Here is a 23,602-nt window from a genome sequence, read left to right as displayed (position 1 = left end):
GTCAACGCACCCACCCGACCCACCGGCACACCCTGATACGTCACCTCCGCATTCGTGAAGATCCCCCCAGAATCCTTCATCGACGCGGTCACGGTGTACTGGCCGATGCCGGCGAGCCGGTCCAGCCGCGCGTACTTGGCGCCGACGTAGACGAGTGCGACCAAGCCGACGACGGTGAAGACGATGAGCTGGATCTTGGCCAGCTTCGACAACATCAGTTCGCTCCGATCATGCTGAGCGGGCCGTCGATGAACCGCTGGCCGGGCTGCGCCGGCGGCATCAGCGTGTACTGGCCGTCGGGGTCACGCTGCGTCCTCCGCTTCGGCTCGGCCGACGACGACGCCGGAGCGCGTGCCGATCCGGCCGCCGGGTTCATCGGGTAGGTGCCACCCGACGGCGGGGTGTTGGGCCCCGGCCGCCAGTTCGGCCCCGGCGGCAGCAGGGTGATGGTGGGCCAGCCGTAGCGCGGGCCGTTACCGCCCACGTACGGGTTCTGCGGATTGACCGGCACCTTCACCCGGGCCGGCGGCGAGTACTTCGGCGTCGGCTGTCCGACGCCGAGCGCCTCTAGCTGGTTCAGCAGCCGCAGGTCGAGCGTCATGAAGAGGTTGGTCGAGTCGCCGTGCACGCCGGGCAACAGCCAGTCCGGGAACGGATGGGTGAGCATCAGCGGCGCGGCGGTGATCAGATCCGGCGCGGCCTTCGACAGCTGGGTGAGCACCGGACGCAACGCCTTCAGGTCGTTGATCAGTGCGGTGCGCGACTTGCCGAGGACGTCGGTGCCGACCTGACCGAGGACGTCGAGCTTCTCGAGGAGGTCGACGAACTGCGGACGCTGCTCCTCCAGGACCGCGACACCCGCGGGCAGTTCCTTCAGGATGCGGTCGATCTGCGTCTTCTGGTCCGCGGCGCGGGTCGACAGCCGGGCCAGGCCGTCGATGGCCGTGGTGATGTCGTCGCGCTGCCGGTTGAGGTTGGTGATGAGCCCCTCGGTCTGCTCGAGCAGACTCCGGAACACCGGGCAGGAGTTGCCCTTCGGGGCGACCTCACACGGCTGGCTGGTCGACCCGGCGAGGGCCTTGTTCAGCTCGGTGACGATCGGCTCGAGCTGGTTGATGCCGCCACCATTGAGCAACATCGACAGCGCGCCGAGCACCTGCTCGATGTCGGTCGCGGTGCGCGTGCGGTCGAGCGGGATCGGCTGTGCCGGATTCTGGCGCGGCAGTGCCTCGCTGTCCTTCGGCTCGCTGAGAGCGATGAACTTCTCGCCGAGGAGCGAGGTCTGCTGGACGGCCGCGGTGGATTTGTCGGACAGGTCGATCTCGTTCTTCACCGAGATCTTGACCTGCGCGTACCACTGGTCTCCGGGCACCTCGACCGACTCCACGCGCCCGACTGGTATGCCGTCCTTCTTCACCATCGACTGGGGAACCAGGTCGAGGATGTCGTCGAACTGGATCTGGTAGGTGCGGGCGTCGTCGCCGGTGTCCACACCGCCGGGCAGCGGGATGGACTGGATGCCGTTGCTGCCACAGCCGGCCAGGACCAGCACGGTGGAGGCCAGCACCAGCCCGACGACCACCCGGACGGACCGTCGTGCACGAACCGACTTGCGGGACACGATTTCTCGCTTCATCAGTTGCCACCCGCCCCGGGACGGGCCGACGGCCGTGTGGTCGAGGGTTTGCTGGACGGACGCTGCTGCGACGGGTTCGGCGGCGACTGCAGCTGCGGATCCGGATTGCCCTGATCGGTCCCCGCCGACGGGTACCGCTGCAGCTTGTTGTTGCTCATGATGCCGAAGGGCAGCACCGGCAGCAGCGGGTCGAGACCCTTCTGGATCTGCTGACCGATGTTCTCGCATTGTGAGATCAGTGGACTGAGCGTGGTGCTGAACTGCTTGGCCGCCGGGTTGCCGGGCAACAGCTGCCCGAGGTCGAGCAGACGGCATTGAGCACCGATCAGATCCTGCAGATCCGGGATGGTCAGCCGCATGGCGAGCGTGCCCGACTCCGCGTCATAGGCGTTGATCAGGTTGTTGATCGTGATCGGCAGGACCGTGAGGATCTCCTTGAGATGATCCTTCGTGTCGAACAGGGCCTGCGTCGTCGGCTGCAGATCCTTGACGGTCTGGCCGAGCTGATCACGGTTGTCCTCGACGAACGTGGCGACGTCGCCGAGCGCGACGGACAGTTTGTTGAGCGCGGCGGACAATTGGGTCCGTTCGCCGGCGAGGAACTGGTTGAACGACGCCATCTGCGTGTTGAACTGGCGCACCTGGGTGTCGTTCTCTCGAAGGGCACCGACGAAGACGTCGAGGTTCTTGACGGTGTCGACGATGTTGCCGCGCGAATCGCTGAGCGTGGTGGTCGCCTTGGAGAGCTGCTCGATGGCATCCCCCAGCTTCGCACCGTTGCCGCGCAGGTTGTCGGCGCCGGTCGTCACGAGGTCACTGACGGCGCCGTTCTTGTTGGCGCCCTCGGGCCCGAGTGCCTCCGAGAGCTTCTGCACGCTCGAATAGATCTCGTCGACCTCGACGGGGACCATCGTCTGCTTCTCGGTCAGCGTGATGTCGCGGGGCGCCTTCTCACCACCGGTGTAGGCCGGGGTGAGCTGCACGTAGCGGTCGGCGACGACGGACGGGATGATCTGCACCGCACGCACATCCGCGGGCAGATCGATGCCCCGGTCCACCGTCATGGTGACGCGTACCGAGTTGCCCTGCGGCGTCACGTCGTCGACCTTGCCGACGGCGACGCCGAGAACCCGCACATCCGAGCCCGGGTAGATGCCGACGCTACGCGAGAACGTCGCGGTGATCTTCGTGGTACCGATCAGCGAGAACGCCCACCACAGGACGCCCGCGGCGATCAGGGCCACGATCACACCGATCACCAGCATCACGATGTGACGCGGCGTGAACCACCGACCCGGACCTGAGGTGCGGGTGAGGTCGGGAGCTGTCGTCATCAGCCGGCCTCCGTTCCACCGTTGTTCTGGAGCTGCTGCTTGTTGGGCGGACGCGTGGTGTTCTGCTGCGGCAGCGCGGGCGGCAGCAGGTTGGTCACCACGGACTCGAACCAGCGGCCGTTGCCCAGCACGTTGGCGTAGAGCCGGTAGAACGGCGCCATGTAGGTGATGGTCTGGCGCAGGTTCTGGTTCTGCTCGGTCAGCAACTGTTCGACCTGCTGCAGCGAACTCAGCGCCGGACCGATCTGCGCCTGGTTGTCGCGGACGATGCCCGAGAGCGAGTCCGACAGCGAGGTGGTGCTGGCGAGCAGGGTCGAGATGGCCTGCTGGCGAGTGTTGAGTTCGTCGAGCAGCTGTCCCGCGCCGGCGATCAGCCGGACGAACTCCTGGTTGCGGTCGGCGAGGATCTTCGACGTCGACTTGGTCGCCGACAGCAGTCGCTGCACCTCCTGGTCGCGGCTGGCGATCGTGGCCGAGAGCCGCGACAGCCCGTCGAGGGACGGCCCGATGTCACCGGCGGTGCCGGAGAACGCGTTCGACAGCGTCTCCATCGACGAGGCGAGCTGCGTGGTGTCGAGGTCCTCGATCTGGTCGGCGGCGTCGGAGAAGGCCTCGACGACGTCGTACGGCGACACCGTGTCGGTGAGCGGGATGTTCGGGTCGGCAGGTTCACTGCCACGTGGGTTCAGCGCGAGGTACTTCTGGCCGAGGATCGTCTTGATCTGGATCGAGGCCTGCGTCTGGTTGCCGACCCAGGTGTTCGTGACGCGGAACTTCACGTCGACGCGGTCGCCGGCGAGGGTGATGCCGTCGACCTCACCGACCTTCACACCCGCAACGCGGACCTCGGCGCCGGGCTTCAGACCGGCCGCCTCGGTGAACTTCGCGGTGTAGCGGGCACCCGCCCCGACCAGCGGCAGCGAGTTCAGGTAAAACGCCGACACCGCCATCATCAGCAACACCAGGATGCCGATGGCACCGATGCTGACGGGGCTGCGACGCCCACCGAATCGACGGTGCGCGTGCTGCTTCGGCGCCTCGGCGGCCTCGTCGGACGAGTCCTTCGCGGCGGCGGCCCGGACCTCATCGGTCGGGATCTCCTCGGTCCGGGCGTCGTCGGGCTCGCCCGGCGTCCGGTTCTGGTTCGCGTTCTCGTCAGCCACCGTCAGCCACCGGGCCTCTCGTCCTTCCAGCAGCGGGTGGCCGCACTGGTGTAGAGCACATGGTTGATGTCGGGCAGCGGGATCAGCGGCTGCGTGAGCAGCGTCGACTTCCCGTTGCCGGCGACGACGTCGATGCCGCACAGATAGAACTGGAACCACGAGCCGAAGGTCGCGGCCCGGCCGATCTTCTGCAGCTTCACCGGCAGGTTCGTCAGGATCTGCTCGACGTCCTCGTCGCGGGCGTTGATCTGGTCCGACAACGACTTCAGACCGGCGATGTCACCTTGGATGGCCGGACGCGTCGGACCGAGGATCGATGCGGTGACCGCGGTCAGGTTCGACACCGAGCTGATCGCCGAGCCGACCGAGCCGCGCTGGGCGGCCAGACCGGTCACCAGCTTCTCGGTGTTGTCGAGCAGCGCGGTGAACTGGTCGTCGTTGCGGTTGACCGTGTCGAGCACGGTGGTCAGATTGGTGATCAGCTCACCGATCACCTTGTCCTTGTCGGCGATGGCGTTGGTGAGTTCCGACGTGCTGCTGATGAGCTGTGAGATCGTCCCGCTCTCCCCCTGGAAGATCTTGATGATCTGCTCGGACAGCTTGTTGACGTCGGATGCCGACAACTCGCGGAACAGCGGCTTGAAGCCGTTGAACAGCTCGGTCAGGTTGACCGCGGGATGCGTGTCCGGGTTGGCCGGATCGGTGCCGAACGTGTGGCCGGTGCCGACCGTCTGATCCGGGTCGCCCGCGCCCTTCTCCAGCGCCACGTAGCGCAGACCGGTGAGGTTGCGATAGCGGATGTAGATCTGGGTGCCCTCGGGCAGGCGGTCACGGTTGACGTTGAACGAGACCATCGCCTTGTTGCGGTCGTAGACCGCCACGTCGGTGACCTGTCCGACCCGGACGCCCGCGATCCGGACGTCGTCGCCCTTGTTGAGCAGCGCCGCGTCGGAGAAGACGGCCTTGAAATCGCTGTCGCCGTCGCCGCCGGCGTTCGCGATCGTCAGCGCCAGCAGGCTGGTGGCGATCACGGTGACCACGGCGAAGACGATCAGCTTGATCAGTGGTCCGGTGAGGGATTTCATCGGATGGTGACCTGCGCTCCCTGAAGCGATGCGCCGCCGATCGTGGTGACCCAAGTCGGGACCTTTTCGGGGTCGGTGCCGTTGGCGCCGCCGTAGATGACCTTCAGCTGCTTCACGTAGTCCGGATCGTCGAAAGGATTCGCCCTGATGGTCCCCACCGGGGTGGCGGAGAACTGGGGCTGCGGAAGTGAGGGCATGGTGCGGGGACCGGGGTTACGCGACGGCGGCTGATAGGAGCCGTCGGCGAGACCGCCGCCCGGGTACTGCGGGAACGGACGTCCGTTCTTGGCCGGCTCGTAGCAGACGGCCGGCGGATCGGTGTCGAGCAGACGCGGCTCGTCCTGGTTCGGCAGGTAGCGGCCGCGCGGGTTCACGAACTGCAGGTTCACGCGGACACCGGGATTGGCGGTGCCCTGCCCGACGATCTTGCGCGACTCCGGGATCAGCCCGGCGAAGTTGCGGAACGTGCACACGAACGTCGGCGACTGCTTGGCCAGGCCCACCAGGAACGGCTCCGAGTCGACGGCGAGGTCGATCAGGTCCGCGCGGTTCTGCTGCAGGAACTTCGTCGTGTCGGTGGCGGCCACGCCGACGGTAGCGATCAGCGTCCGCAGGTCGCCCTGCCGCTCGACGATGGTCTTGTTGGTCGTCCGCAGGTTGTCGAGGGCGTCGATGACGTCGGGCAGCGCCTCGGAGTAGGTCTGCGAGAAGCTCGCCAGCCCGCGCAGGGTGCCCTGCAGCTCCGGCATGTTGTCGTTGAAGCGCCCGAAGATCGTGTTGAGCTCGTCGAAGGTGACGTTGAGCTGCTCACCGCGACCGGCGAGCGCCTGCGACAGCGACGTCAGTGTGACGTTCAGATCCTGCGGCGGGATCGCTTCGAGCACCGGCAGCAGCTTGTCGAAGAGGTCCTGGACCTCCCGCGCGTTGCCGCTCTGATCGGTGTAGATGGTGTTGCCGGACGCCAGCGTCTGCGTCGACGGATCCGCGGTCGGCACCTGCAATGCGACATACCGCTCGCCGAAAAGGGTCTTCGGCAGGATGCGGGCCGTGGTGTTCTGCGGCAGCTGGTCGGCCATCGACGGGGTCAGGCCGAGCGTGACGTCGACGGTGCCGTCGGGCGACGGTTCGACGTCACGCACCTCGCCGACGACGACGCCACGCGCCTTGACGTCGGCGTTGGTCGGCAGCGCGTTGCCGGTCGAGTCGGTCTTCAGCGTGACATTGGTGAACGTCGTGAAGTTGTCGTTGAACTTCATCACCGTGACCGTGAAGAACAGCGCGACCACGATGAAGAACACCAGCCCGAGCAGCCGGCGTCGCAGTGTCGACATCGATCAGCCTCCCACTCGCACCGTCGTCGTGGTGCCCCAGATCGCCAGTCCCAGAAAGAAGTCGAGGACCGCGATGAGCACCAGCGCAGCACGCACGGCGTGCCCCACCGCAACGCCGACACCGGCGGGACCACCGGTCGCGTAGTAGCCGTAGTAGCAGTGCACCAGGATGATCACGAACGCGAACACCAGCACCTTGCCGAACGACCACAAGACGTCGGCCGGTGGCAGGAACAGATTGAAGTAGTGGTCGTAGGAACCACCGGACTGTCCGTTGAACACCGTGGTGATCACCCGAGACGCCAGATAGGCCGAGAGCAGACCGAGCACGTAGAGCGGGATGACGGCGATGAATCCGGCGATCACGCGGGTGCTGACCAGGAACGGGATCGACGGCACGGCCATCGACTCGAGGGCGTCGATCTCCTCGGAGATCCGCATGGCGCCGAGCTGCGCGGTGAAACCACAACCCACCGTCGCCGACAACGCGAGCCCGGCCACCAGTGGCGCGACCTCACGTGTGTTGACGTACGCGGACAGGAAGCCGGTCAGTGCCTGCGAACCGATCTGGTCGAGAGCCGCATAGCCCTGCAGTCCGACGACGACACCGGTGAAGCCCGACATCAGCACCATCACGCCGACTGTGCCGCCGATGACGGCCAGACCACCGGAACCGAACGCGACCTCGGCGAGCAGGCGCAGCACCTCACGGGTGTAGTGGACCAGCGTCTTCGGGATCCACGCGAGCGTCCGACCGTAGAACGACATCTGCTCGCCGGCGCCGTCGAGCACCTTGAGCGGTTTGCCCAGCTGTTTGCGGGCCTCGTACATGTAGTACTCGGGCCGCGACTTCGAGATCGTCACACCACCGGCCATCGCTAGCTTCCCTTCGGCGGAACGACCTGCAGGTAGACCGCAGTGATGATCAGGTTGGCGAGGAACAGCAGCAGGAACGTGATGACCACGCTCTGGTTGACCGCGTCACCGACACCCTTCGGGCCGCCCTTCGGGTTGAGCCCCTTGTAGGCGGCGATGACACCGGCGAGCACACCGAAGATGGCGGCCTTGAGCGTCGACACGTAGAGGTCGGGCAGCTGGGCGAGCGCACCGAACGATGCGAGATACGCACCGGGCGTGCCGCCCTGGACGATCACGTTGAAGAAGTAGCCACCACCGATGCCGACGACGGCGACGAGTCCGTTGAGCAGCATGGCCACCAGCACCATCGCGAGCACGCGGGGGACGACGAGGCGCTGGATCGGGTTGATGCCCAGCACCTCCATCGCGTCGATCTCCTCGCGGATCGTGCGCGATCCGAGGTCGGCGGCGACGGCCGACCCGGCCGCACCGGCGATCAGTAGCGACGTCACCAGGGGCGAGCCCTGTTGGATCACCACGAGCACGCTGGCCGCGCCGGTGTACGACTCGGCACCGAGCTGCTTGATCAGCGAACCGGTCTGCAACGACACGATCGCGCCGAACGGGATCGCGATCAGCGCCGTCGGCAGGATGGTCACGCTGGCGATGAACCAGGCCTGCTGGATGAACTCCCGCCACTGGAACGGGCGCACGAACGACTGACGCGCGACATCGACGAAGAGCTGCACGATGTTGCCGGTCTGGGCGAGGGCGCCCGTCCCGGCCTGAGCTATCCGATCAACGCCACGCGTGGTGGCACTGCTCATCCTTACTGACTCCGACCGTCGCTGGGCTGCTGGACATGCCGGCCGGTGTCGATCGGCTGTGTGATGGTGTTGTCGGCGGAACCGGCGCCCGGGGGCGTCGACCAGCTCTGGGTCGGTGCGTCATTGCCTGCGTAGTCGGCGGAGGTCCACTCCCCCGACTGCTGTCCGGCGGCCACGGGCACGTTGCCGTTCTGCTCCTCGGCGTGCGCATCCATTTCCTCGCGGATGCGGTCTTCTTCCTCCTGGGACCGCCGGATGGCCTCCTGCGCGTTCGGCGGCAGGGTGTGCAGCATCTCGTGGACCCGCTCGCGGTGGCGTGCGATCGCCTTGCGTTCGGGCATGCCCGGGTTCGGCTGGACCTGCGGGATAATCTCGGAGAAGTCGTCCTTGGTGCCGCCGCCACCGATACCGGCGGCCTGCATGGCCTCTTCCTGCTTCTGCACGGCCTCGTCCTTCTCCTCGGACATGCCGATCGGACCGAAGCGGTCACCGGAGAGGAACTGCTTGACGACGGGCTGCTCGGAGGTGAGCAACTGCTCGCGTGGCCCGAACATGACGAGTTCCTTGCGGAAGAGCATGCCGATGTTGTCCGGGATGGTGCGGGCGATGTTGATGTTGTGCGTGACGATCAGGATCGTCGCGTCGATCTGCGCGTTGATGTCGATCAACAGCTGCGAGATGTAGGCGGTACGGACGGGATCGAGACCCGAGTCGGGCTCGTCGCACAGGATGATCTGCGGATCGAGCACCAGCGCGCGGGCCAGGCCGGCGCGCTTGCGCATACCGCCGGAGATCTCACCCGGGAGTTTGTCCTCGGCACCGGTCAGACCGACCAGGTCGATCTTCTCCATCACGATGTCGCGGATGTCGTCTTCCTTCTTCTTCGTGTGCTCACGAAGCGGGAAGGCGATGTTGTCGTACAGGCTCATCGACCCGAACAGCGCACCGTCCTGGAACAGCACACCGAACAGCTTGCGGATCTCGTAGAGCTCCTTGGCCGAACACTGCGTGATGTCGGTGCCGTCGATGACGACCGACCCTTGCTCGGGATGCAGCAGACCGATAAGGGTCTTGAGGAACACCGACTTGCCGGTACCCGACGGCCCGAGCAACGCCGACACCTCACCCGTGGGCAACGTCAGCGAGACGTCCCGCCAGATGTTCTGCGATCCGAACGACTTGGTGAGCCCCTCGACACTGACCTCTACGCCCACTGCATCCTCCCAGACATTCGCTGCCCCCTTGCGGCGGTCGGTGCGACCACACACGAACCGGTGACATTTGTGGTTGGGGTCACTGTAGCGGACAGCCACACGTACCCATACCTACGAACCGCGCCGCGCAACCCCCTGCATGGCGCCGGTGTCGGACCGGTTGTCGCTACCCGTGGGTAACTTGCCTCGAATGAGGGTAGCGGATGCCACCCCGGTTCGGAAAGTGCGCCGCCCATCACAGTCCAGGCACGACGAAGGCCCGTGGGATATCTCACCCACGGGCCTTCGTTGTTCGCGTCCGTAGTACGAACCGGCGCTCGGCGCGGTTGTGTACTACGAGATCGCCGAAGCGGTCTTACTTGACCGAGACCGAGGCACCGGCCTCTTCGAGCTTGGCCTTGGCAGCGTCGGCGGCTTCCTTGTCGACCTTCTCCAGGATCGGCTTCGGAGCACCCTCGACGAGGTCCTTGGCTTCCTTCAGGCCCAGGCCGGAGACGATCTCGCGGACCACCTTGATGACCTGGATCTTCTTGTCGCCTGCACCCTCGAGCACGACGTCGAACTCGTCCTGCTCGACAGCGGCCTCGGCACCACCGGCAGCCGGAGCGCCGGCAGCGGCAACGGCGACCGGAGCGGCCGCGGTGACCTCGAAGACCTCTTCGAACTTCTTCACGAAATCGCTGAGCTCCAGCAGGGTCAGTTCCTTGAACTGATCGATGAGCTCGTCAGCGGTGAGCTTCGCCATGGTGGCGTCCTTCCTGTCTGTCCCCGGACGGGGGTTGGTTCATCCCTGTCGGGTGGACCCGTCGGGGATTGGTTTTGTGCGGCGCGAAATTACTCGCCGGCTTCGGTTTTCTTCTCCTGCAGGGCCGCGGCCAGGCGCGCCACCTGCGAAGCCGGCTGATTGAACAGACCGGCAGCCTTTGCCAAGTTGCCCTTCATGGCACCGGCGAGCTTGGCCAACAGAACCTCACGGGTCTCCAGGTCGGCGATCTGTTCGATCTCCGCCACGGACAGCGCGCGGCCGTCCATGGTGCCGCCCTTGATGACCAGAGCCTTGTTGTCCTTGGCGAACGTCTTGATCGCCTTCGCGGCCACCACCGGCTCACCTTCGATGAAGGCGATCGCGGTGGGACCGGTGAACAGCTCGTCGAGCCCCTCGACGCCCGCCTCGACGGCGGCACGCTTCACCAGGGTGTTCTTGGCGACGGAGTAGGTTGCACCCTCACCGAGGGAACGTCGCAGCTCGGAGATCTGCTTGACGGACAGGCCACGGTATTCCGTGACGACCGTCGCCGTAGCTCCCTTGAACTGCTCAGCGATCTCCGCAACCGCGGCGACCTTTTCGGACTTGGCCATACTTCGCCTCCTCTCTCATCACTAGAGTTGGGTCGGGCCCAACCGGAGCCGAGAAGGCGAGAAGCTGCCGCGCACACGACAAACGCCCCGGCACACAGGGCACGGGGCGTGAACAGGCACTCGAGAAGGCGCCGATACATCCTCGTTCTCCCTGCGTGGGCCGCCGGCTCGACGTCTCGCGACTCGGGCCGGGCCTTCGGTCGGGATGACTCCCGACGACCGACGGTCTCTGGTTGAACCGATACGGCACACGGATGTGCGCCACACCAAGTGGATAGGCTACCGGACCGTGGCCGACACGACCAAATCACCGACCGACGGACCTGCACCGACGACAGCCAACGACCGTGCCGCCGCTGCCGCGGCCGCGGTCACCGACCGCCACCTGCGGCGCATGCTCTGGGTGCCGGGTACCCGACTCGCTGCCGTCGCCTGGCCGATCGCGACCATCGCGAGTCACTTCGGCATGTGGCATTACTGGTGGCACGCCCACCTGATCGACCTGCTGACGGACGCGGCGATCCATCGTCCGCCGGAGGATCGGAGCTTCGATCCCGACGTCGCCGCCGACGTCGACCGCCTGTTGCGGGGCGTCCGGCTGCGCAACCTCGGGCGATGGACCAACAACTATTACGACGACATGGCCTGGCTGGGGCTGGCGATCGAACGCGCCGATCGTCACCTCGGCCTCGACCACGATGTCGCGCTGCGCACCCTGTCGCAGCGGATGATCGGTGCGTGGGTGCCCGATCTCGGCGGCGGCATCCCGTGGCGGACGATGGACCTGTTCTTCAACGCACCGGCCAACGGTCCGGCCGCGATCCTTCTCGCGCGCACCGGCGGGGTGGAACGCGCGACGGCGATGGCCGACTGGATGGACACGACCCTGATCGACACGACATCGGGGCTGGTCATCGACGGCGTGAAGCCAGGGCCGCGCGACGGTGAGTGGGAACGGGTCACCGCGATCTACACCTACTGCCAGGGCGTCGTCCTCGGTACCGAGCTGGAACTGCTGCGGCTGAACGGCGATCGGGTACACGTCGAGCGCATCGACCGACTCTTGCGTGCCGTCGAGTCCCGCATGTGTGTCGACGGGGTGATCCCGGCTGCCGGCGGCGGCGACGGCGGGCTCTTCGCCGGCGTCCTCGCGCGGTATCTCGCGCTGATCGCGACCGATCTGCCGTCGACCGCGGATGCCGACGATCTCCGACGACGCGCCGCCGCGCTCGTGATCACCAGCGCCGAGGCGGCCTGGACGAACCGCGTGGACACCGATCGCGGGCCGGTGTTCGGTCCCGACTGGCGGACGCCGGCCGAGCCACCGCGCGCCGATGGCGGTTCGGCACGGTTCGTCGGCGGCGCGGTCAACTCGTCGGAGATCCCCGAACGCGACCTGTCGGTGCAGCTCTCCGCGTGGATGGTGCTGGAGGCGGCCGCAGCGATCGAATTACATCTGCCAGAGCATGCCCAAAAAGACGCCCCCTAGTTAGCGATCCGATATACGCGCTGAGCTATCCTCGTCCGGCGAGGTGACGAACGGCACATGTGTAACGTCCGTCACCTCCCGGCCGACACGACGGGTGTCGGAAGACGAGATAGGCAGCGGTGCCCCTTGAGCGCACGTGAGTTGGGCATCACGCCTGGGCAGGGTGATGCACCATGACGTACCAGTTGGACGCAGCAGGGCAGACGCAGCCGCGACGCGGACGTTCCGCGGCACGGCCACTCGGGACGGGCTCTGCCCCGCATTTCGGTTCACTTCCCCTCGGCGACCCGACCGGCGGCGCCGACGGCATCCGATGGCGCGAGCAGGTCGACGGCAAACCCCTGTATCCGCGGGTGGCGATCGACCGTGACGTCGTGCTGACGATGAGCGACGGAGTCCGCCTGCGGGCCACCGTGATCCGGCCTGCGAACCGGTTCGGCCAGACAGTCCTCACCCCCTACCCCGCCGTCGTCAACATCAACCCCTACAACCGGGTCGCCATCGACTTCCTGGACCACACGCTGCACGCCCCGGTCGTGGGCCGGGCGTTGCACACCGCGTCGGCCTCGATCGACGGCACCGGGAGTGGTCTCGAGGGCCTGACCACGCTCACCAAGACACTCGCAGGCGGCGTGTTCGATGTCTTCGGCATCAACCGGAACCTCGTGCGCAACGGGTACGTGCAGGTGATCGTCGACGTCCGCGGCACCGGCGCCAGCCAGGGCAAGTGGCAGATCCTGGGCGCCCGCGAGCAGCAGGACTCGGTGGAGATCATCGACTGGGTCGCCGAGCAGGAGTGGTGCGACGGCGGCGTCGGTCTCGCCGGGTGGTCGTACTCGGCGATCAACTCGCTGCAGGCCGCCGACAAGCGCCCCGCCGCCCTGAAGGCGGTCTTCGCCGTCGAGGGCTGCGACGACATCGTCCGCGACATCTACATCACCGGCGGCATGCCGTCGGCGTTCATCCCCGCGTGGTTGTCGGCGGTCAACCTGCTCAAGTGGGTGCCGAATCCGGCCAGCCCGATCCGCGACGTCCTCCGCGGCGACACCGCTCGCTGGCTGCGCGACCGCGTGAAGTCGCCGGCCACCGAGATCGGGTCACTGCTCTGGGGGTTCCTCACCGCCCGCGACGACCGGATCTTCGACGACCCGTACTTCGACGAGCGCGATCCACAGGTCGACCGGATCGACGTGCCCACCTTCACCGTCGGCGCGTGGCACGACCTGTTCGGTCGCAGCGCGACCGGCGTCTACGAACGGCTGAAGCTGGAACCGGGCCGCAAGCAGATGCTCGTCGGCGACGGCTATCACATCGACGTCGGCTCGGGGTACGGCGGCAAGTTCTCGCCCCCGCGGCTCGACGTGCTCGAGCACGCCTGGTTCGACCGGTGGCTCAAGGGCCACCGCAACGGCGTCGAGTACTACGGACCGGTCACCATGTTGCAGCAGGGCGGCGCCTGGACGTCGGGACCGAGCTTCCCGCGGCCCGGCGTCCGGCCGCAGCGCCTCTATCTGTCCGACGCCTCGTCCGGCTCGGCCGATCACGCCGAGCACGACGGTTCGCTGTCCTCGGAGCCCGTCGATCATGTGTCGTCGCTGCACGTGCGTGCCGACGTCAAGGGCATGATCTCGCGCGACATGACCCAGGTGACGGCCGGCGCCGCCCAGGCGTTCGGAAGGTCGTTCACCGTCGACGCGCGGTATCAGGAGCAGGGCGGACTGTCGTTCACCACCGAGCCGGTGACCGGGGCGACCACGATCAGCGGCGCGATGAACCTGCGGCTCAACGTGGCGACGACGGCCCACGAGGCGATCTGGGCGGTCACCGTCAACGACGTCGCCCCCGACGGCACGTCGACCGTGTTGACCAACGGCGCGTTGTCGGCGTCGAACCGCGCGCTGGACCCGTCGTCGTCGACCTACGCCTCCGACGGCAGCCTCTTGTCGGCGCATCACTACCTGTCGCGCAAGCGCAAACTTCCCGTCCCTGCCGACGAACCGGTGCGCATCGACGTCGACCTCGTCCCGACCGACGCCGTCCTCGAAGCCGGCCATCGACTCCGGGTCGACGTCTACGCGGCCAGCTTCCCGCGCTACCTGACCGTGGTGCCCGACCTGATCAAGGCCCGCGGCCGGCGGCAACGGCTGGTGCTCGATCCGCACCACCCCAGCTACCTGACGTTCTGCTCCGCCGGGAATTGGTGACGACAACCGCGTCACCGCCCCGCGGCGTCACCGCACCCGCCGTCATCCCTCTTTCGCATCACCCCCTGCCGACCGCGCCCCCGAGTTCGCTCCTCGAATTCGCCGAGTGGACGCTCGCCGACTATCCGATGCCGCCGACCCCGCTGTCGCCGAGGATGACCCGGTAGACGAAGCCTGCCTCCGGTCCCAGCACGATGGTCACCAGGTCGGTCAGCGCGACGACGAATCCACGGCCGTGCGCAGCGTCCCGCGATTCGTCGAGGTGATGTGCCAGTTCGTGCAGCACGACGAGTTCGCGGAGCGCCCAGCGCCCGTCGGCCGACGACGGGATCGCGATCTGCGGGATCTCCGAGCCGGTGCGTAGGTATTCGGCAGACCGGTGACCGCGGCGCTCGCGCACGATCACCGGACGACCGGCCCGCGCGAAACGCTGCCGGACCGACGGCATCGACAGCACCCGGTCGACATGATCGCGCACCGACTCCACCGTCGCGAACCGTGCCTCCGCCGGCAGCGTGAGCTGCGTTCCGGCGATCTCGACGGTCCGCGACGACCCGGCGTTGTCGAACATCCGGTGCACCAGGCGTTCGGCCTCGTACAGGCGCGCCCGGCCGACATCACGCGGCCTCACCGACGGACCACCCGACGGCGCCGACCACCCACTACGATCTGACGGGCGGCCAGTCGCGGCAGCGTGCCGGAAGGGAGTCGTGCGGGGTGAACAGATCGACGATGACTGCTCGCGCCCGGACCCGGGCACTGGCCCTCGCCGACCGCGCGCAGAAGGTTCCCGGTGCGCACCTGGTGGTGCGAATCGTCCGCGACATCGCCGTCAACGACCTCACCGACCGGTCGATGACGCTCGCCGCCCAGGCGTTCACCTCGGTGCTGCCCATCGTCATCCTGCTGACCGCCCTGCCCAGCCACGACTTCATCGACACCGCACTGACCAACCTGGGGATCGACCCGAGCCGTGTCGACATCCCGTCGGCGACCTCGCCCGGCTCGATCACCGCGTACGGAGTGATCGGCGCGCTGATGACGATCGCCGGCGCGACCTCGCTGTCGCGCGCGCTCGGCCGGATGTACGTGTCGATCTGGCAGGTGACGAAGGTCCCGCTCTCCTCCTGGTGGCGGTGGGTCGTGGTCATCTTCGCATTGCCGCTCGGCGTTGTGCTGCAAGGACTCTCGAGCGGCTTGCACTCGATCACGATCACCGGGCTCACGATCGCCGGCTATGGTGCCGCCGGCGTGGCGCTCGAGATCGTCGCCACCCTCGTCATCTGGTCGGGGATGTGGACGCTGATCCCCCGCCTGCTCGTGTCGTCGCAGGTCCCGGTGCGCCTGCTCGCCCTCAACGGAGCCGTGACCGGCGTGTTCGTCACTGTGCTGCTGGTGGGCAGCAGGATCGCGCTGCCCACCATCCTCGGCGAGACCACTCGTCACTTCGGCACGCTGGGCATCGTCTTCGTCGCGATCAGCTGGCTGTTCTTCTTCTGCGGGATCATCGTCACCTGTGTGATCGTCGTACACTCGCTGACCTCCGACGACGGCGCGGTCGGCCAATGGCTGCAGCGGCATCTCGGGACACCGCGGCCGTTCCCGGTCCGGCGCAACGAGACCGTCGACGACCTGTTCGGAGCCGACTCCGCACCGCCGGCCGGCCGCTAGCGTCTCAGCCTTCCAACGACCCACGGGCACCACCGAATTCGCGGTCCGGCCCGATCTTGGCACGACGACCCGCGCGGTCGCCGGCCTGACGGGCCGCCTCCGAGTATCCGGCCGACGCACTCGACGGCCGCCACGTCCCGCGCGCCTTGGACTCCGACCGATAGAAGTCGGTCACCTCGATCTCCTTGTCCCGCAACGCCAGAGCTGTGGACGACGGTTGGTGCGCCTCGTCCGGATCCGCGCCGAGCGCGTCCGCCCGCGCCTGCTCCCGCGCCTCGTTGAGCCGCTTGCCGATCCGCTCGGCGAATGCCGACTGGAAGTTCAGCCGCGCGGTGATCGGCGACAGCGGCTTGGTCTCGACGACCCGCCGCGCACGCCATCCCGATCCCCGTCGGACGACCCGCGAGAACTCCTCACCCTTGTACGCCCCCGACCGCAGGTACGCGTCACTCGCGGCGACCATCTGCACGACCAGCGACGTGTAGAGCGTCTCGGTGGTGTCGATGTCGCCGGGGAAACCGTAGGCGAGCACGAACGTCGAGTTACCCGCGACGTCGACGGTCAGATCGTTGGCGCGGGCGATCGCGACGAACAGCTGGACGTAGGTCTTGAGGCCACGCTTGCCCGCCGTGCCGATCGTGATCTGCCGTGACACCGGGGCGGTTTCGCGACGCCCGGCCGGATCGTGGGATCGGGCGACGGCCAGGTCGATCGACGCCGCGGTCGCCAGCCGCTGGGCCGCCTGCATGAACGTCTCCGCCTCATGCGGGTTGTCGGTGCCCTCCGCCTGACGCAGGAGCGCCGAGATACGGGTCAACAGTTTGTCGTCGCGCATATCTATCAGACTATCCAGCGGCCCGATCGGTTCCATCCGATCACGAACTCGCAGCTCGCAGGTCGTTCAGGCCTCCTGTGCCGACCCCGCAGTTGTCCGGGCCCCATCGCGCGATGGCGTCGTCGGTGATCTCGCGTTCGTCGAGGCGCTGCGTCATCCGCAGGTGATTGCCGAACGGATCGCGGAACGAGCAGTCGATGCCGTACGGCTGGTCCTCGGGATCCTGGGTTCAGTGCTTCTCGCAGGCGATGCTGTCACCGTCACGATCACGACCGGAATTCGAGTTGTACAGGTCGTCGTCGACGGTGAAATCGGTGACCGGCGTCCCGGATGTGGAATCCACAGCGCCCGACTTTCCCACCCCGTGCGGGTAGTCGGCGTTCAGCTGTTTGCAGTTCGTGTACGAGGTCGCCGCATCCGCCGGCGCCACCACCATCGCGGGCGCGACGGCAAGGGTCCCCGCCGCGACGATACCGACGATCACCCTGCGCGAGCGTCCCATGACGTACCTCTTCTCACCAGCCGTGTCCCACATACCTTGCTGAACGCGGATCACGGTAGTGCGATCACGGCACATCAGGCACCTGTCCGAGCGGTAATCACCCGAACGCTCGACACCGCTGGAGACCGCTAGAGGCCGAACTTGGCCTGCATGGCACGCAATGTCTCCGCCGACGACATCAGGCCGGAGAGCTCGTCGTCCGACATCGGCATCTCGAGCCGGGTCTGGGCACCACCCCGGTCGACGATGGTCGGCAGGGACAGGCACACGTCCTCGAGGCCCTCGTAGCCCTCGGCCACCGTGGAGACAGGAAGAACTCGATGCTCGTTGTTGAGGACGGCCTCGACGATGCGCGTCGCGGCCAACCCGATCGCATAGTTCGTGGCGCCCTTGCCCTCGATGATCTTGTAGGCAGCGTGCACGACCTCGTGATGGATGCGTTCGCGGGCGGCCGCATCGATCGCCTGCTCGCCCGGCAGAGGCTTCCAGTGCATCAGCGGCACCCCGCCGATGCTGGCCGAACTCCACAACGGGATCTCCGTGTCGCCGTGTTCGCCGACGATGTAGGCATGCACGTTCTGCACCGCGACGTTGCAATGCGAAGCGATGAGGAATCGCAGTCGCGAGGAGTCCAGGACCGTTCCCGACCCGAACACCTGATTGTTCGGCAGCCCACTGTATTTCAGCGCGGCGTAGGTGACGACGTCGACCGGGTTGGTCACCATGATGTACACCGCCTTCGGTGCCACCTCGAGGACGCCGGGCATGATCTTCTTCGTCAAACCGATGGTGGCCTCGGCCAATTCGAGCCGCGACTGCCCCGGTCTCTGCTTCGCTCCGGCAGTGAAGACCACCACGTCGGCGTCCGCGCACACGGACACGTCGTCGTCGCCGATGATGTCGGCGCGCGGGACGAACTCGAGTCCGTGCGACATGTCGAGGACCTCTGCGGTCACCTTCGCGGTGTTGATGTCCATCAGCGCGATCGTCCGCGCCACCCCTCGGATCAGCGATGCATAGGCGACGGCCGTGCCGACCGCTCCTGCTCCGATGATGGCCAGTTTGGTCGGTCGTGCATCCATCAGATCGCCGCCTTCGTCTCGTTGCGCCGGTTCGTCGCCCGGTGTGGTGCCCGGTGTGGTGCCCGATGTCGCTTCAGCCCCCGCACGCGATTATTGCTGCTCCCTCCGTCGGGCGCAGGGCGATTCGCCGCGGCATTGACTTTCCGACATGGAAAGTCCACACTACTTTCCATATCGGAAAGTGGCATCGATCGATCTCGAGGAGGCGTGATGGGCGACATCACCCCAGATCAGGCGCGGATTGCACTGACCACCGTCGAGGCGGCGCGTCGCGGCGTCGCCGCCGAAGTCGGTCTCCCACGCGGCTATTGGTGGGCCATGGCCGCGGCATGGATGGTGCTCGGCCTTCTCGCCGACCTCGCGCCCTCGTGGGTGACCACCATTGCAACGATCGCCTTCGGCGTCGGGCACTCAATCGTCGCACCGCGCATACTCGACGGCCGGCATCGGACCAGCGGACTGCAGGTCAGTCGTTCGGTCGCGAATCGTCGGATCCCATTCGTCGTGATCGGGATGCTGATCGCACTCGTGCTGCTGACGATCGGCGTGGCGTTGGGACTCGACGCCGACGGCACCGGACACCCATCGGTGTGGGCAGGCGGATTCGTCGCGGCCGTCGTCGGATTCGGCGGGCCGGAGATCTTCGCGGTGCTCCGTCGATGGGCACACGCGTGACAGATCCACGGTTCGACGACGTGATCCATCCGAGCACCCGCCTCACCCTGGTCTCGACCCTCGCCGCGACGGACTGGGCCGAGTTCGCCTTTCTCCGGGAGCGTCTCGGGATGTCGGACTCCGCGCTGTCCAAGCAGTTGTCCACGCTCGAAGACGCCGGGTACGTACTGACCGAGCGCCGGCCACAGGGCCGTCGGCGCACAGTCAGGGTTCAACTGACGACGCAGGGACGGGATGCATTCACCGGGCACGTCGCCGCGCTGCGGGCCATCGTCGACGCCGCAGTTCCCGCCGACGACGACCAGACACGCTCGGCGACATGACCCTTCACACGACGGAACCCCCGCCCACAGATGTGGACGGGGGTTCCGTGCGAGCGACTCGAAGGGTCAGTCGGTCGGCGCCTCGGTGAAGTTGCGCGTCACCGACGGATCGACCTGGATGCCCGGGCCGGTCGTCGTGGAGACGGTCACCTTCTTGATGTAGCGACCCTTCGCGGCCGACGGCTTCGCACGCATGATCTCGTCGTAGGCGGCGCCGTAGTTCTCGGCGAGCTTCTCGGCGTCGAACGATGCCTTGCCGATGACGAAGTGCAGGTTCGCAGCCTTGTCGACGCGGAAGTTGATCTTGCCGCCCTTGATGTCGTTGACCGCCTTGGTCACGTCGGGGGTGACGGTGCCGGTCTTCGGGTTCGGCATCAGGCCACGCGGGCCGAGCACGCGCGCGATACGACCGACCTTGGCCATCTGATCCGGGGTCGCGATCGCCGCGTCGAAGTCGAGCCAGCCGCCCTGAATCCGCTCGATCAGGTCCTCGGCGCCCACCTCGTCGGCGCCTGCGGCGACCGCCTCGGCGGCCTTGTCGCCGGTGGCGAACACGATGACGCGTGCGGTCTTACCGGTGCCGTTCGGCAGGTTGACGGTGCCGCGGACCATCTGGTCGGCCTTGCGCGGGTCGACGCCCAGGCGGATGGCGACCTCGACGGTCGAATCGGTGTTCTTCGACGACGTGTCCTTCGCGAGCTGTGCAGCTTCCAGCGGGCTGTACAGCTTGGTGCGATCGACCTTCTCCGCGGCGGCGCGGTAGGCCTTGCTCTTCTGTGCCATTGCTCTGTTCTTTCTCCGTGTGTGAAAAATCGGGTTGGTGGTTGATGGGCCGAGCCGGCCCTCCCACGCGGTGATCTCGATACGCCCCGGTCTCGCTTCGCTCGATCGCGGCTACTCGATCAACGAGAGTTCAGCCCTCGACGTTGATGCCCATCGACCGTGCAGTACCGGCGATGATCTTCGCGGCCTGGTCGATGTCGTTCGCGTTGAGGTCTTCCTGCTTGGTCTTGGCGATCTCACGGACCTGGTCCATGCTCACCTTGCCGACCTTCTTGGTGTGCGGCTCGCCCGAGCCCTTCTGCAGGCCGGCGGCCTTCAGCAGGAGCTTCGCGGCCGGCGGCGTCTTCAACTTGAAGTCGAAGGACCGGTCTTCGTAGACGAAGATCTCGACCGGGATGACGTTGCCACGCTGCGACTCGGTCGCCGCGTTGTACGCCTTGCAGAATTCCATGATGTTCACGCCGTGCTGACCGAGCGCCGGACCCACGGGCGGGGCCGGGTTGGCCGCGCCTGCCTGGATCTGGAGCTTGATGATCCCGGCGAGCTTCTTCTTCTTGGGAGGCATCTTTGAGTTCCTTGTTTGTTCCTTGCAGATTCACGCCCGCTGGAGACGTGAAAGTTCTGTTGTCCGGCTCCCGCCGCCCCCTGAGGAGCAAGCTTGCGAGCGTCTCGAAGGGTCCTTAGATCTTCTCGACCTGGTTGAAGCCGAGTTCGACCGGCGTCTCGCGACCGAAGATCGACACCAACACCTTGACCTTGCGCTGCTCGGCGTTGACCTCGCTGATCGACGCGGGCAGGGTCGCGAACGGTCCGTCCATGACGGTGACCGACTCGCCGACCTCGAAGTCGACCTCGATGACCGCGGTGGCGGCGGCAGCGGCTGCCTCGACACCTTCGGCACCGGCCTTGGCGGCGGCGGGCTTCTTGGCCTCGACGCGCGGCATCAGGAACTGCAGCACCTCGTCGAGCGACAGCGGGGACGGCTTGGAGGTCATCCCGACGAACCCGGTCACACCGGGGGTGTTGCGCACCGCGCCCCACGACTCGTCGTTGAGGTCCATACGCACCAGGATGTAGCCCGGCAACACCTTGCGGTTGACCTTCTTGGGCTGGCCGTTCTTGATCTCGGTGACCTCTTCGGTCGGCACCTCGACCTGGAAGATGTAGTCGCCGACGTCGAGGTTCTGGACGCGGGTCTCGAGGTTGGCCTTCACCTTGTTCTCGTAACCGGCGTAGCTGTGGATCACGTACCAGTCACCCGGGGCGCGACGCAGCTGCTTGCGCAGTTCCTCGACCGGATCGACGTCCTCGGCGGGCGCTTCCTCGGCCGCGACCTCGTCGGCCACGTCGACCTCGTCGGCGACGGCGTCCTCGATCGCCTCCTCGACGGCGGCCTCGCCACCTTCGACGGCTGCTTCGTCATCCTCGGCGGCCTCGATCTGTGCCTCGACACCGGGGTCGTCGGTCTCGTCGGCAGCCTCGAGCGCTGCCTCGTCGACAGCGTCGACCGACTCAACCGTGTCGACGGCGTCGACCGACTCGGTGGTCGGATCGATCTCGTTCTCCGGGGTGCTCACTGCAGCCCACACTCCTCTGTCGGTTCGGGTCGTCCAGGGCTCGGCCTCTGCCCCACTCACGTGGGCGGCATCAGCCGAACAGCCAGAGGACTCCCTTGGCGAAGACCAGGTCGAGACCGGAGATGAAGGCGGTCATGATGACCACGAAGATCAGCACGACAATCGTGTAGGTGATCATCTCCCGGCGGGTGGGCCAGATGACCTTCTTCAGTTCGGCGACGACCTGCTGCAGGAAAACCCAGATCCGAACGAACGGATTGCGGCTTTCCCCGGCAGCGGCCTTCTTCTTGCGTTCCTTGACCGCGACGGCGGATCCCGTACCGGAATCCGTCTCGCTGTCGGTGTTGGAGGCACTCGTCGACGATCGGCGACGCGACGACCGTTTGCCCGACGGACGGAGTTCGTCCGAACCCGTCCCGGCGCCCTCGACGTCGTCGCGACCCTCGAGCTCCCCCACCGAGTCGGTGGTGGTGTCGTCCGCGGCGTCTTTGGCGCGGGCAGCTCGATCTCGCTTGCTCACTTTCGAGGTCCTCTCGTCAACGTGTGCCCTCACCAGGGCAGGGGCGACAGGACTTGAACCTGCAACCTGCGGTTTTGGAGACCGCTGCTCTGCCAGTTGAGCTACGCCCCTTTGCGACTGTGTCGCGGCTGTCGCCACGCTACAGCTGCCTTCTGGGTCGACCCTGAGAAGAAGACTCCCCACAAAACCAACGCGCCACCCTATGGGCAGCGCGCAAGTCTCAAGTCAATCCAGACACCTCAGTGTAGATCACCGGTGCGCTGAACCCAAAACGGGTTCGCGGGGCCTTCCGGCGACGTCAGAACATGCAGTCGAACCGAACGCGCTCGCCTTTCAATGCCCGCGTGACACCCGACTGGATCGACGGCAGCAGCGTCAACGTGTAGTGGCTCAGCGGGTCGCGCGGGCAGTGGTCGTCGAGCACGATGTTCTGGTAGGTCCCCGGTCCTGACATCAGGTTCACCTGCCACGGGGTGGCGTTCTCGTCGCGCCGGGTGGTGATGTTGACGTATGAGATCCCGGGAAGCGCCTCGGTCGGCGTGTTCAGTCGTGTGACCTCGGCACCGCCCATCGCCATCTCGAGACAGGCGTCGGTCGGATTCTTTCGCAGATGCGCGGGCACGAAGTTCTCGTAGCCGGCGGGCGGGCACTGGCCGTTGCGCAACGCGTCGGCCTGAAATCCGGCGCCCTTGATCATCCCGGACAGGATCACAGCACGGCGGACGGAGGGCGCACCCCCGAACTCCTTCAGCCAATAACGCGTCACCAGTCCACCTTGCGAGACGGTCACGATGTCGACCTTGCGAGCACCGGTTTTCCGGCGGACGCCGTCGACGAATGCCGCCAGTCGCCGAGAGTTGCCCTTCACCGTCACGTACGGGCTGGTCTCGGGCCGACTGGGTACCCACGTCATGAACACGTGGGTGTCAAACCCGGCGCGACGGAGTGCGGCTGCCGGTACGGCAGCGGTCTCGGGCACTTCGTTGGAACCCGAGACGTAGACCACAGGTATCGCGGGAACGCGTACAGGGTGTGCGTCGGCGGTGCCGGCGGCGATCGGTGAGACGAGCCCGGCGGCGATTGCGACCAGCGCGATCAGGATGCCGAGACGAGCAGAGGTGGACATGCGGGTGA

Annotated in this window: 25 protein-coding genes and 1 tRNA gene; 5 read left to right on the top strand and 21 right to left on the bottom strand. The window is 66.7% G+C overall.

Translation table 11 applies throughout. The features are described from left to right. From QSJ19_RS25625 to rplJ, 11 genes are all read right to left on the bottom strand, one after another. On the bottom strand, positions 1–215 hold a 215-nt coding region (locus QSJ19_RS25625; RefSeq protein ID WP_286323867.1), incomplete at its 3' end, for an MlaD family protein. Continuing rightward, entirely contained in the window at positions 215–1,636 is a 1,422-nt protein-coding gene (locus QSJ19_RS25620) for an MCE family protein (protein ID WP_286323866.1), read from the bottom strand. The genes QSJ19_RS25620 and QSJ19_RS25625, both read right to left, overlap by 1 nt. Further along, positions 1,636–2,970 carry an MCE family protein gene (locus QSJ19_RS25615; RefSeq protein ID WP_286323865.1) on the bottom strand — a complete coding sequence of 445 codons (1,335 nt, stop codon included), beginning with the start codon at positions 2,968–2,970 and terminating at the stop codon, positions 1,636–1,638. Before QSJ19_RS25615 ends, QSJ19_RS25620 begins: the two co-directional genes overlap by 1 nt. Next, the gene (locus QSJ19_RS25610; RefSeq protein ID WP_286323870.1) at positions 2,970–4,067 is read right to left on the bottom strand and encodes an MCE family protein; all 1,098 of its coding nucleotides are present in this window, start codon (positions 4,065–4,067) and stop codon (positions 2,970–2,972) included. Before QSJ19_RS25610 ends, QSJ19_RS25615 begins: the two co-directional genes overlap by 1 nt. Before the next feature lie 68 nt (positions 4,068–4,135). After that, entirely contained in the window at positions 4,136–5,218 is a 1,083-nt protein-coding gene (locus tag QSJ19_RS25605) for an MCE family protein (RefSeq protein WP_286323864.1), read from the bottom strand. After that, entirely contained in the window at positions 5,215–6,549 is a 1,335-nt protein-coding gene (locus tag QSJ19_RS25600) for an MCE family protein (RefSeq protein ID WP_286323863.1), read from the bottom strand. The genes QSJ19_RS25605 and QSJ19_RS25600 overlap by 4 nt, the downstream gene beginning before the upstream one ends. 3 nt (positions 6,550–6,552) lie before the next feature. Then, entirely contained in the window at positions 6,553–7,425 is an 873-nt protein-coding gene (locus QSJ19_RS25595; RefSeq protein WP_187589907.1) for an MlaE family ABC transporter permease, read from the bottom strand. 2 nt (positions 7,426–7,427) lie between these two features. Further along, positions 7,428–8,234 carry an MlaE family ABC transporter permease gene (locus tag QSJ19_RS25590; RefSeq protein WP_286323862.1) on the bottom strand — a complete coding sequence of 269 codons (807 nt, stop codon included), beginning with the start codon at positions 8,232–8,234 and terminating at the stop codon, positions 7,428–7,430. 2 nt (positions 8,235–8,236) lie between these two features. Next, on the bottom strand, positions 8,237–9,448 hold the full coding sequence (locus QSJ19_RS25585; RefSeq protein WP_286323861.1) for an ABC transporter ATP-binding protein: 1,212 nt from the start codon (positions 9,446–9,448) through the stop codon (positions 8,237–8,239). A gap of 355 nt (positions 9,449–9,803) precedes the next feature. Next, positions 9,804–10,193, bottom strand: a complete 390-nt coding sequence (rplL, locus tag QSJ19_RS25580; protein WP_286323860.1) for a 50S ribosomal protein L7/L12 — start codon at positions 10,191–10,193, stop codon at positions 9,804–9,806. An 89-nt stretch (positions 10,194–10,282) separates the two neighbouring features. Continuing rightward, the gene (gene rplJ / locus QSJ19_RS25575; RefSeq protein WP_286323859.1) at positions 10,283–10,807 is read right to left on the bottom strand and encodes a 50S ribosomal protein L10; all 525 of its coding nucleotides are present in this window, start codon (positions 10,805–10,807) and stop codon (positions 10,283–10,285) included. A gap of 289 nt (positions 10,808–11,096) precedes the next feature. Here rplJ and QSJ19_RS25570 point away from each other — a divergent pair, with 289 nt between their 5' ends. Together QSJ19_RS25570 and QSJ19_RS25565 are read left to right on the top strand one after the other, a co-directional pair. Further along, positions 11,097–12,296, top strand: coding sequence for a glycoside hydrolase family 76 protein (locus tag QSJ19_RS25570; RefSeq protein WP_286323858.1), 1,200 nt, complete (start codon positions 11,097–11,099; stop codon positions 12,294–12,296). 173 nt (positions 12,297–12,469) lie between these two features. Continuing rightward, positions 12,470–14,500, top strand: coding sequence for a CocE/NonD family hydrolase (locus tag QSJ19_RS25565; protein WP_286323857.1), 2,031 nt, complete (start codon positions 12,470–12,472; stop codon positions 14,498–14,500). A 121-nt stretch (positions 14,501–14,621) separates the two neighbouring features. On the opposite strand, the gene QSJ19_RS25560 is transcribed toward QSJ19_RS25565, so the two are convergent. Further along, entirely contained in the window at positions 14,622–15,131 is a 510-nt protein-coding gene (locus QSJ19_RS25560; RefSeq protein WP_286323856.1) for a TIGR04338 family metallohydrolase, read from the bottom strand. 101 nt (positions 15,132–15,232) lie between these two features. On the opposite strand from QSJ19_RS25560, the gene QSJ19_RS25555 reads away from it, so the two are divergent. Beyond that, entirely contained in the window at positions 15,233–16,171 is a 939-nt protein-coding gene (locus QSJ19_RS25555) for a YhjD/YihY/BrkB family envelope integrity protein (RefSeq protein WP_286323855.1), read from the top strand. A 4-nt stretch (positions 16,172–16,175) separates the two neighbouring features. On the opposite strand, the gene QSJ19_RS25550 is transcribed toward QSJ19_RS25555, so the two are convergent. The 3 genes from QSJ19_RS25550 to QSJ19_RS25540 form a co-directional block, all read right to left on the bottom strand. Further along, the gene (locus QSJ19_RS25550) at positions 16,176–17,006 is read right to left on the bottom strand and encodes a DUF2786 domain-containing protein (protein WP_286323854.1); all 831 of its coding nucleotides are present in this window, start codon (positions 17,004–17,006) and stop codon (positions 16,176–16,178) included. Between the two features lie 229 nt (positions 17,007–17,235). Continuing rightward, complete coding sequence (locus QSJ19_RS25545) at positions 17,236–17,508, bottom strand: excalibur calcium-binding domain-containing protein (RefSeq protein ID WP_286323853.1); 273 nt, start codon at positions 17,506–17,508, stop codon at positions 17,236–17,238. Positions 17,509–17,636: 128 nt separating this feature from the next. Next, on the bottom strand, positions 17,637–18,590 hold the full coding sequence (locus QSJ19_RS25540) for an L-lactate dehydrogenase (protein ID WP_286323852.1): 954 nt from the start codon (positions 18,588–18,590) through the stop codon (positions 17,637–17,639). 210 nt (positions 18,591–18,800) lie between these two features. On the opposite strand from QSJ19_RS25540, the gene QSJ19_RS25535 reads away from it, so the two are divergent. After that, positions 18,801–19,265 carry a hypothetical protein gene (locus QSJ19_RS25535; RefSeq protein WP_286323851.1) on the top strand — a complete coding sequence of 155 codons (465 nt, stop codon included), beginning with the start codon at positions 18,801–18,803 and terminating at the stop codon, positions 19,263–19,265. Next, positions 19,262–19,588: a transcriptional regulator gene (locus QSJ19_RS25530; RefSeq protein WP_286323869.1), complete on the top strand. Its 327-nt coding sequence runs from the start codon at positions 19,262–19,264 to the stop codon at positions 19,586–19,588. The genes QSJ19_RS25535 and QSJ19_RS25530 overlap by 4 nt, the downstream gene beginning before the upstream one ends. Positions 19,589–19,654: 66 nt before the next feature. On the opposite strand, the gene rplA is transcribed toward QSJ19_RS25530, so the two are convergent. From rplA to QSJ19_RS25500, 6 genes are all read right to left on the bottom strand, one after another. After that, positions 19,655–20,371: a 50S ribosomal protein L1 gene (rplA, locus tag QSJ19_RS25525; protein WP_286323850.1), complete on the bottom strand. Its 717-nt coding sequence runs from the start codon at positions 20,369–20,371 to the stop codon at positions 19,655–19,657. 130 nt (positions 20,372–20,501) lie between these two features. Beyond that, positions 20,502–20,936 (bottom strand): 50S ribosomal protein L11, encoded by a 435-nt coding sequence (gene rplK / locus QSJ19_RS25520; RefSeq protein WP_187589922.1) that lies wholly within the window; start codon positions 20,934–20,936, stop codon positions 20,502–20,504. A gap of 115 nt (positions 20,937–21,051) precedes the next feature. Then, on the bottom strand, positions 21,052–21,948 hold the full coding sequence (nusG, locus tag QSJ19_RS25515; RefSeq protein WP_286323849.1) for a transcription termination/antitermination protein NusG: 897 nt from the start codon (positions 21,946–21,948) through the stop codon (positions 21,052–21,054). A 70-nt stretch (positions 21,949–22,018) separates the two neighbouring features. Then, positions 22,019–22,468, bottom strand: coding sequence for a preprotein translocase subunit SecE (secE, locus tag QSJ19_RS25510; RefSeq protein ID WP_286323848.1), 450 nt, complete (start codon positions 22,466–22,468; stop codon positions 22,019–22,021). Between the two features lie 38 nt (positions 22,469–22,506). Then, positions 22,507–22,579, bottom strand: a tRNA-Trp gene (locus tag QSJ19_RS25505). 187 nt (positions 22,580–22,766) lie between these two features. After that, positions 22,767–23,602: lipase family alpha/beta hydrolase (locus QSJ19_RS25500; RefSeq protein WP_353507179.1), on the bottom strand; the 836-nt coding region annotated here is incomplete at its 5' end.

This window comes from Gordonia sp. ABSL11-1 (assembly GCF_030315685.1).
Taxonomy (GTDB): Bacteria; Actinomycetota; Actinomycetes; order Mycobacteriales; family Mycobacteriaceae; genus Gordonia.
Note: the sequence above shows the minus strand (reverse complement) of the source record. Positions and strands in the feature narration are given on the sequence as shown.

Excerpts from the sequence above, each read along its gene's own strand:
- QSJ19_RS25620 (WP_286323866.1), bottom strand. The coding sequence starts at position 1,636 with ATGAAGCGAGAAATCGTGTCCCGCAAGTCGGTTCGTGCACGACGGTCC.
- QSJ19_RS25615 (WP_286323865.1), bottom strand. The coding sequence starts at position 2,970 with ATGACGACAGCTCCCGACCTCACCCGCACCTCAGGTCCGGGTCGGTGG.
- QSJ19_RS25605 (WP_286323864.1), bottom strand. The coding sequence starts at position 5,218 with ATGAAATCCCTCACCGGACCACTGATCAAGCTGATCGTCTTCGCCGTG.
- QSJ19_RS25600 (WP_286323863.1), bottom strand. The coding sequence starts at position 6,549 with ATGTCGACACTGCGACGCCGGCTGCTCGGGCTGGTGTTCTTCATCGTG.
- QSJ19_RS25595 (WP_187589907.1), bottom strand. The coding sequence starts at position 7,425 with ATGGCCGGTGGTGTGACGATCTCGAAGTCGCGGCCCGAGTACTACATG.
- QSJ19_RS25590 (WP_286323862.1), bottom strand. The coding sequence starts at position 8,234 with ATGAGCAGTGCCACCACGCGTGGCGTTGATCGGATAGCTCAGGCCGGG.
- rplL (WP_286323860.1), bottom strand. The coding sequence starts at position 10,193 with ATGGCGAAGCTCACCGCTGACGAGCTCATCGATCAGTTCAAGGAACTG.
- rplJ (WP_286323859.1), bottom strand. The coding sequence starts at position 10,807 with ATGGCCAAGTCCGAAAAGGTCGCCGCGGTTGCGGAGATCGCTGAGCAG.
- QSJ19_RS25565 (WP_286323857.1), top strand. The coding sequence starts at position 12,470 with ATGACGTACCAGTTGGACGCAGCAGGGCAGACGCAGCCGCGACGCGGA.
- QSJ19_RS25555 (WP_286323855.1), top strand. The coding sequence starts at position 15,233 with ATGACTGCTCGCGCCCGGACCCGGGCACTGGCCCTCGCCGACCGCGCG.
- QSJ19_RS25550 (WP_286323854.1), bottom strand. The coding sequence starts at position 17,006 with ATGCGCGACGACAAACTGTTGACCCGTATCTCGGCGCTCCTGCGTCAG.
- QSJ19_RS25545 (WP_286323853.1), bottom strand. The coding sequence starts at position 17,508 with ATGGGACGCTCGCGCAGGGTGATCGTCGGTATCGTCGCGGCGGGGACC.
- QSJ19_RS25540 (WP_286323852.1), bottom strand. The coding sequence starts at position 18,590 with ATGGATGCACGACCGACCAAACTGGCCATCATCGGAGCAGGAGCGGTC.
- QSJ19_RS25535 (WP_286323851.1), top strand. The coding sequence starts at position 18,801 with ATGGGCGACATCACCCCAGATCAGGCGCGGATTGCACTGACCACCGTC.
- rplA (WP_286323850.1), bottom strand. The coding sequence starts at position 20,371 with ATGGCACAGAAGAGCAAGGCCTACCGCGCCGCCGCGGAGAAGGTCGAT.
- rplK (WP_187589922.1), bottom strand. The coding sequence starts at position 20,936 with ATGCCTCCCAAGAAGAAGAAGCTCGCCGGGATCATCAAGCTCCAGATC.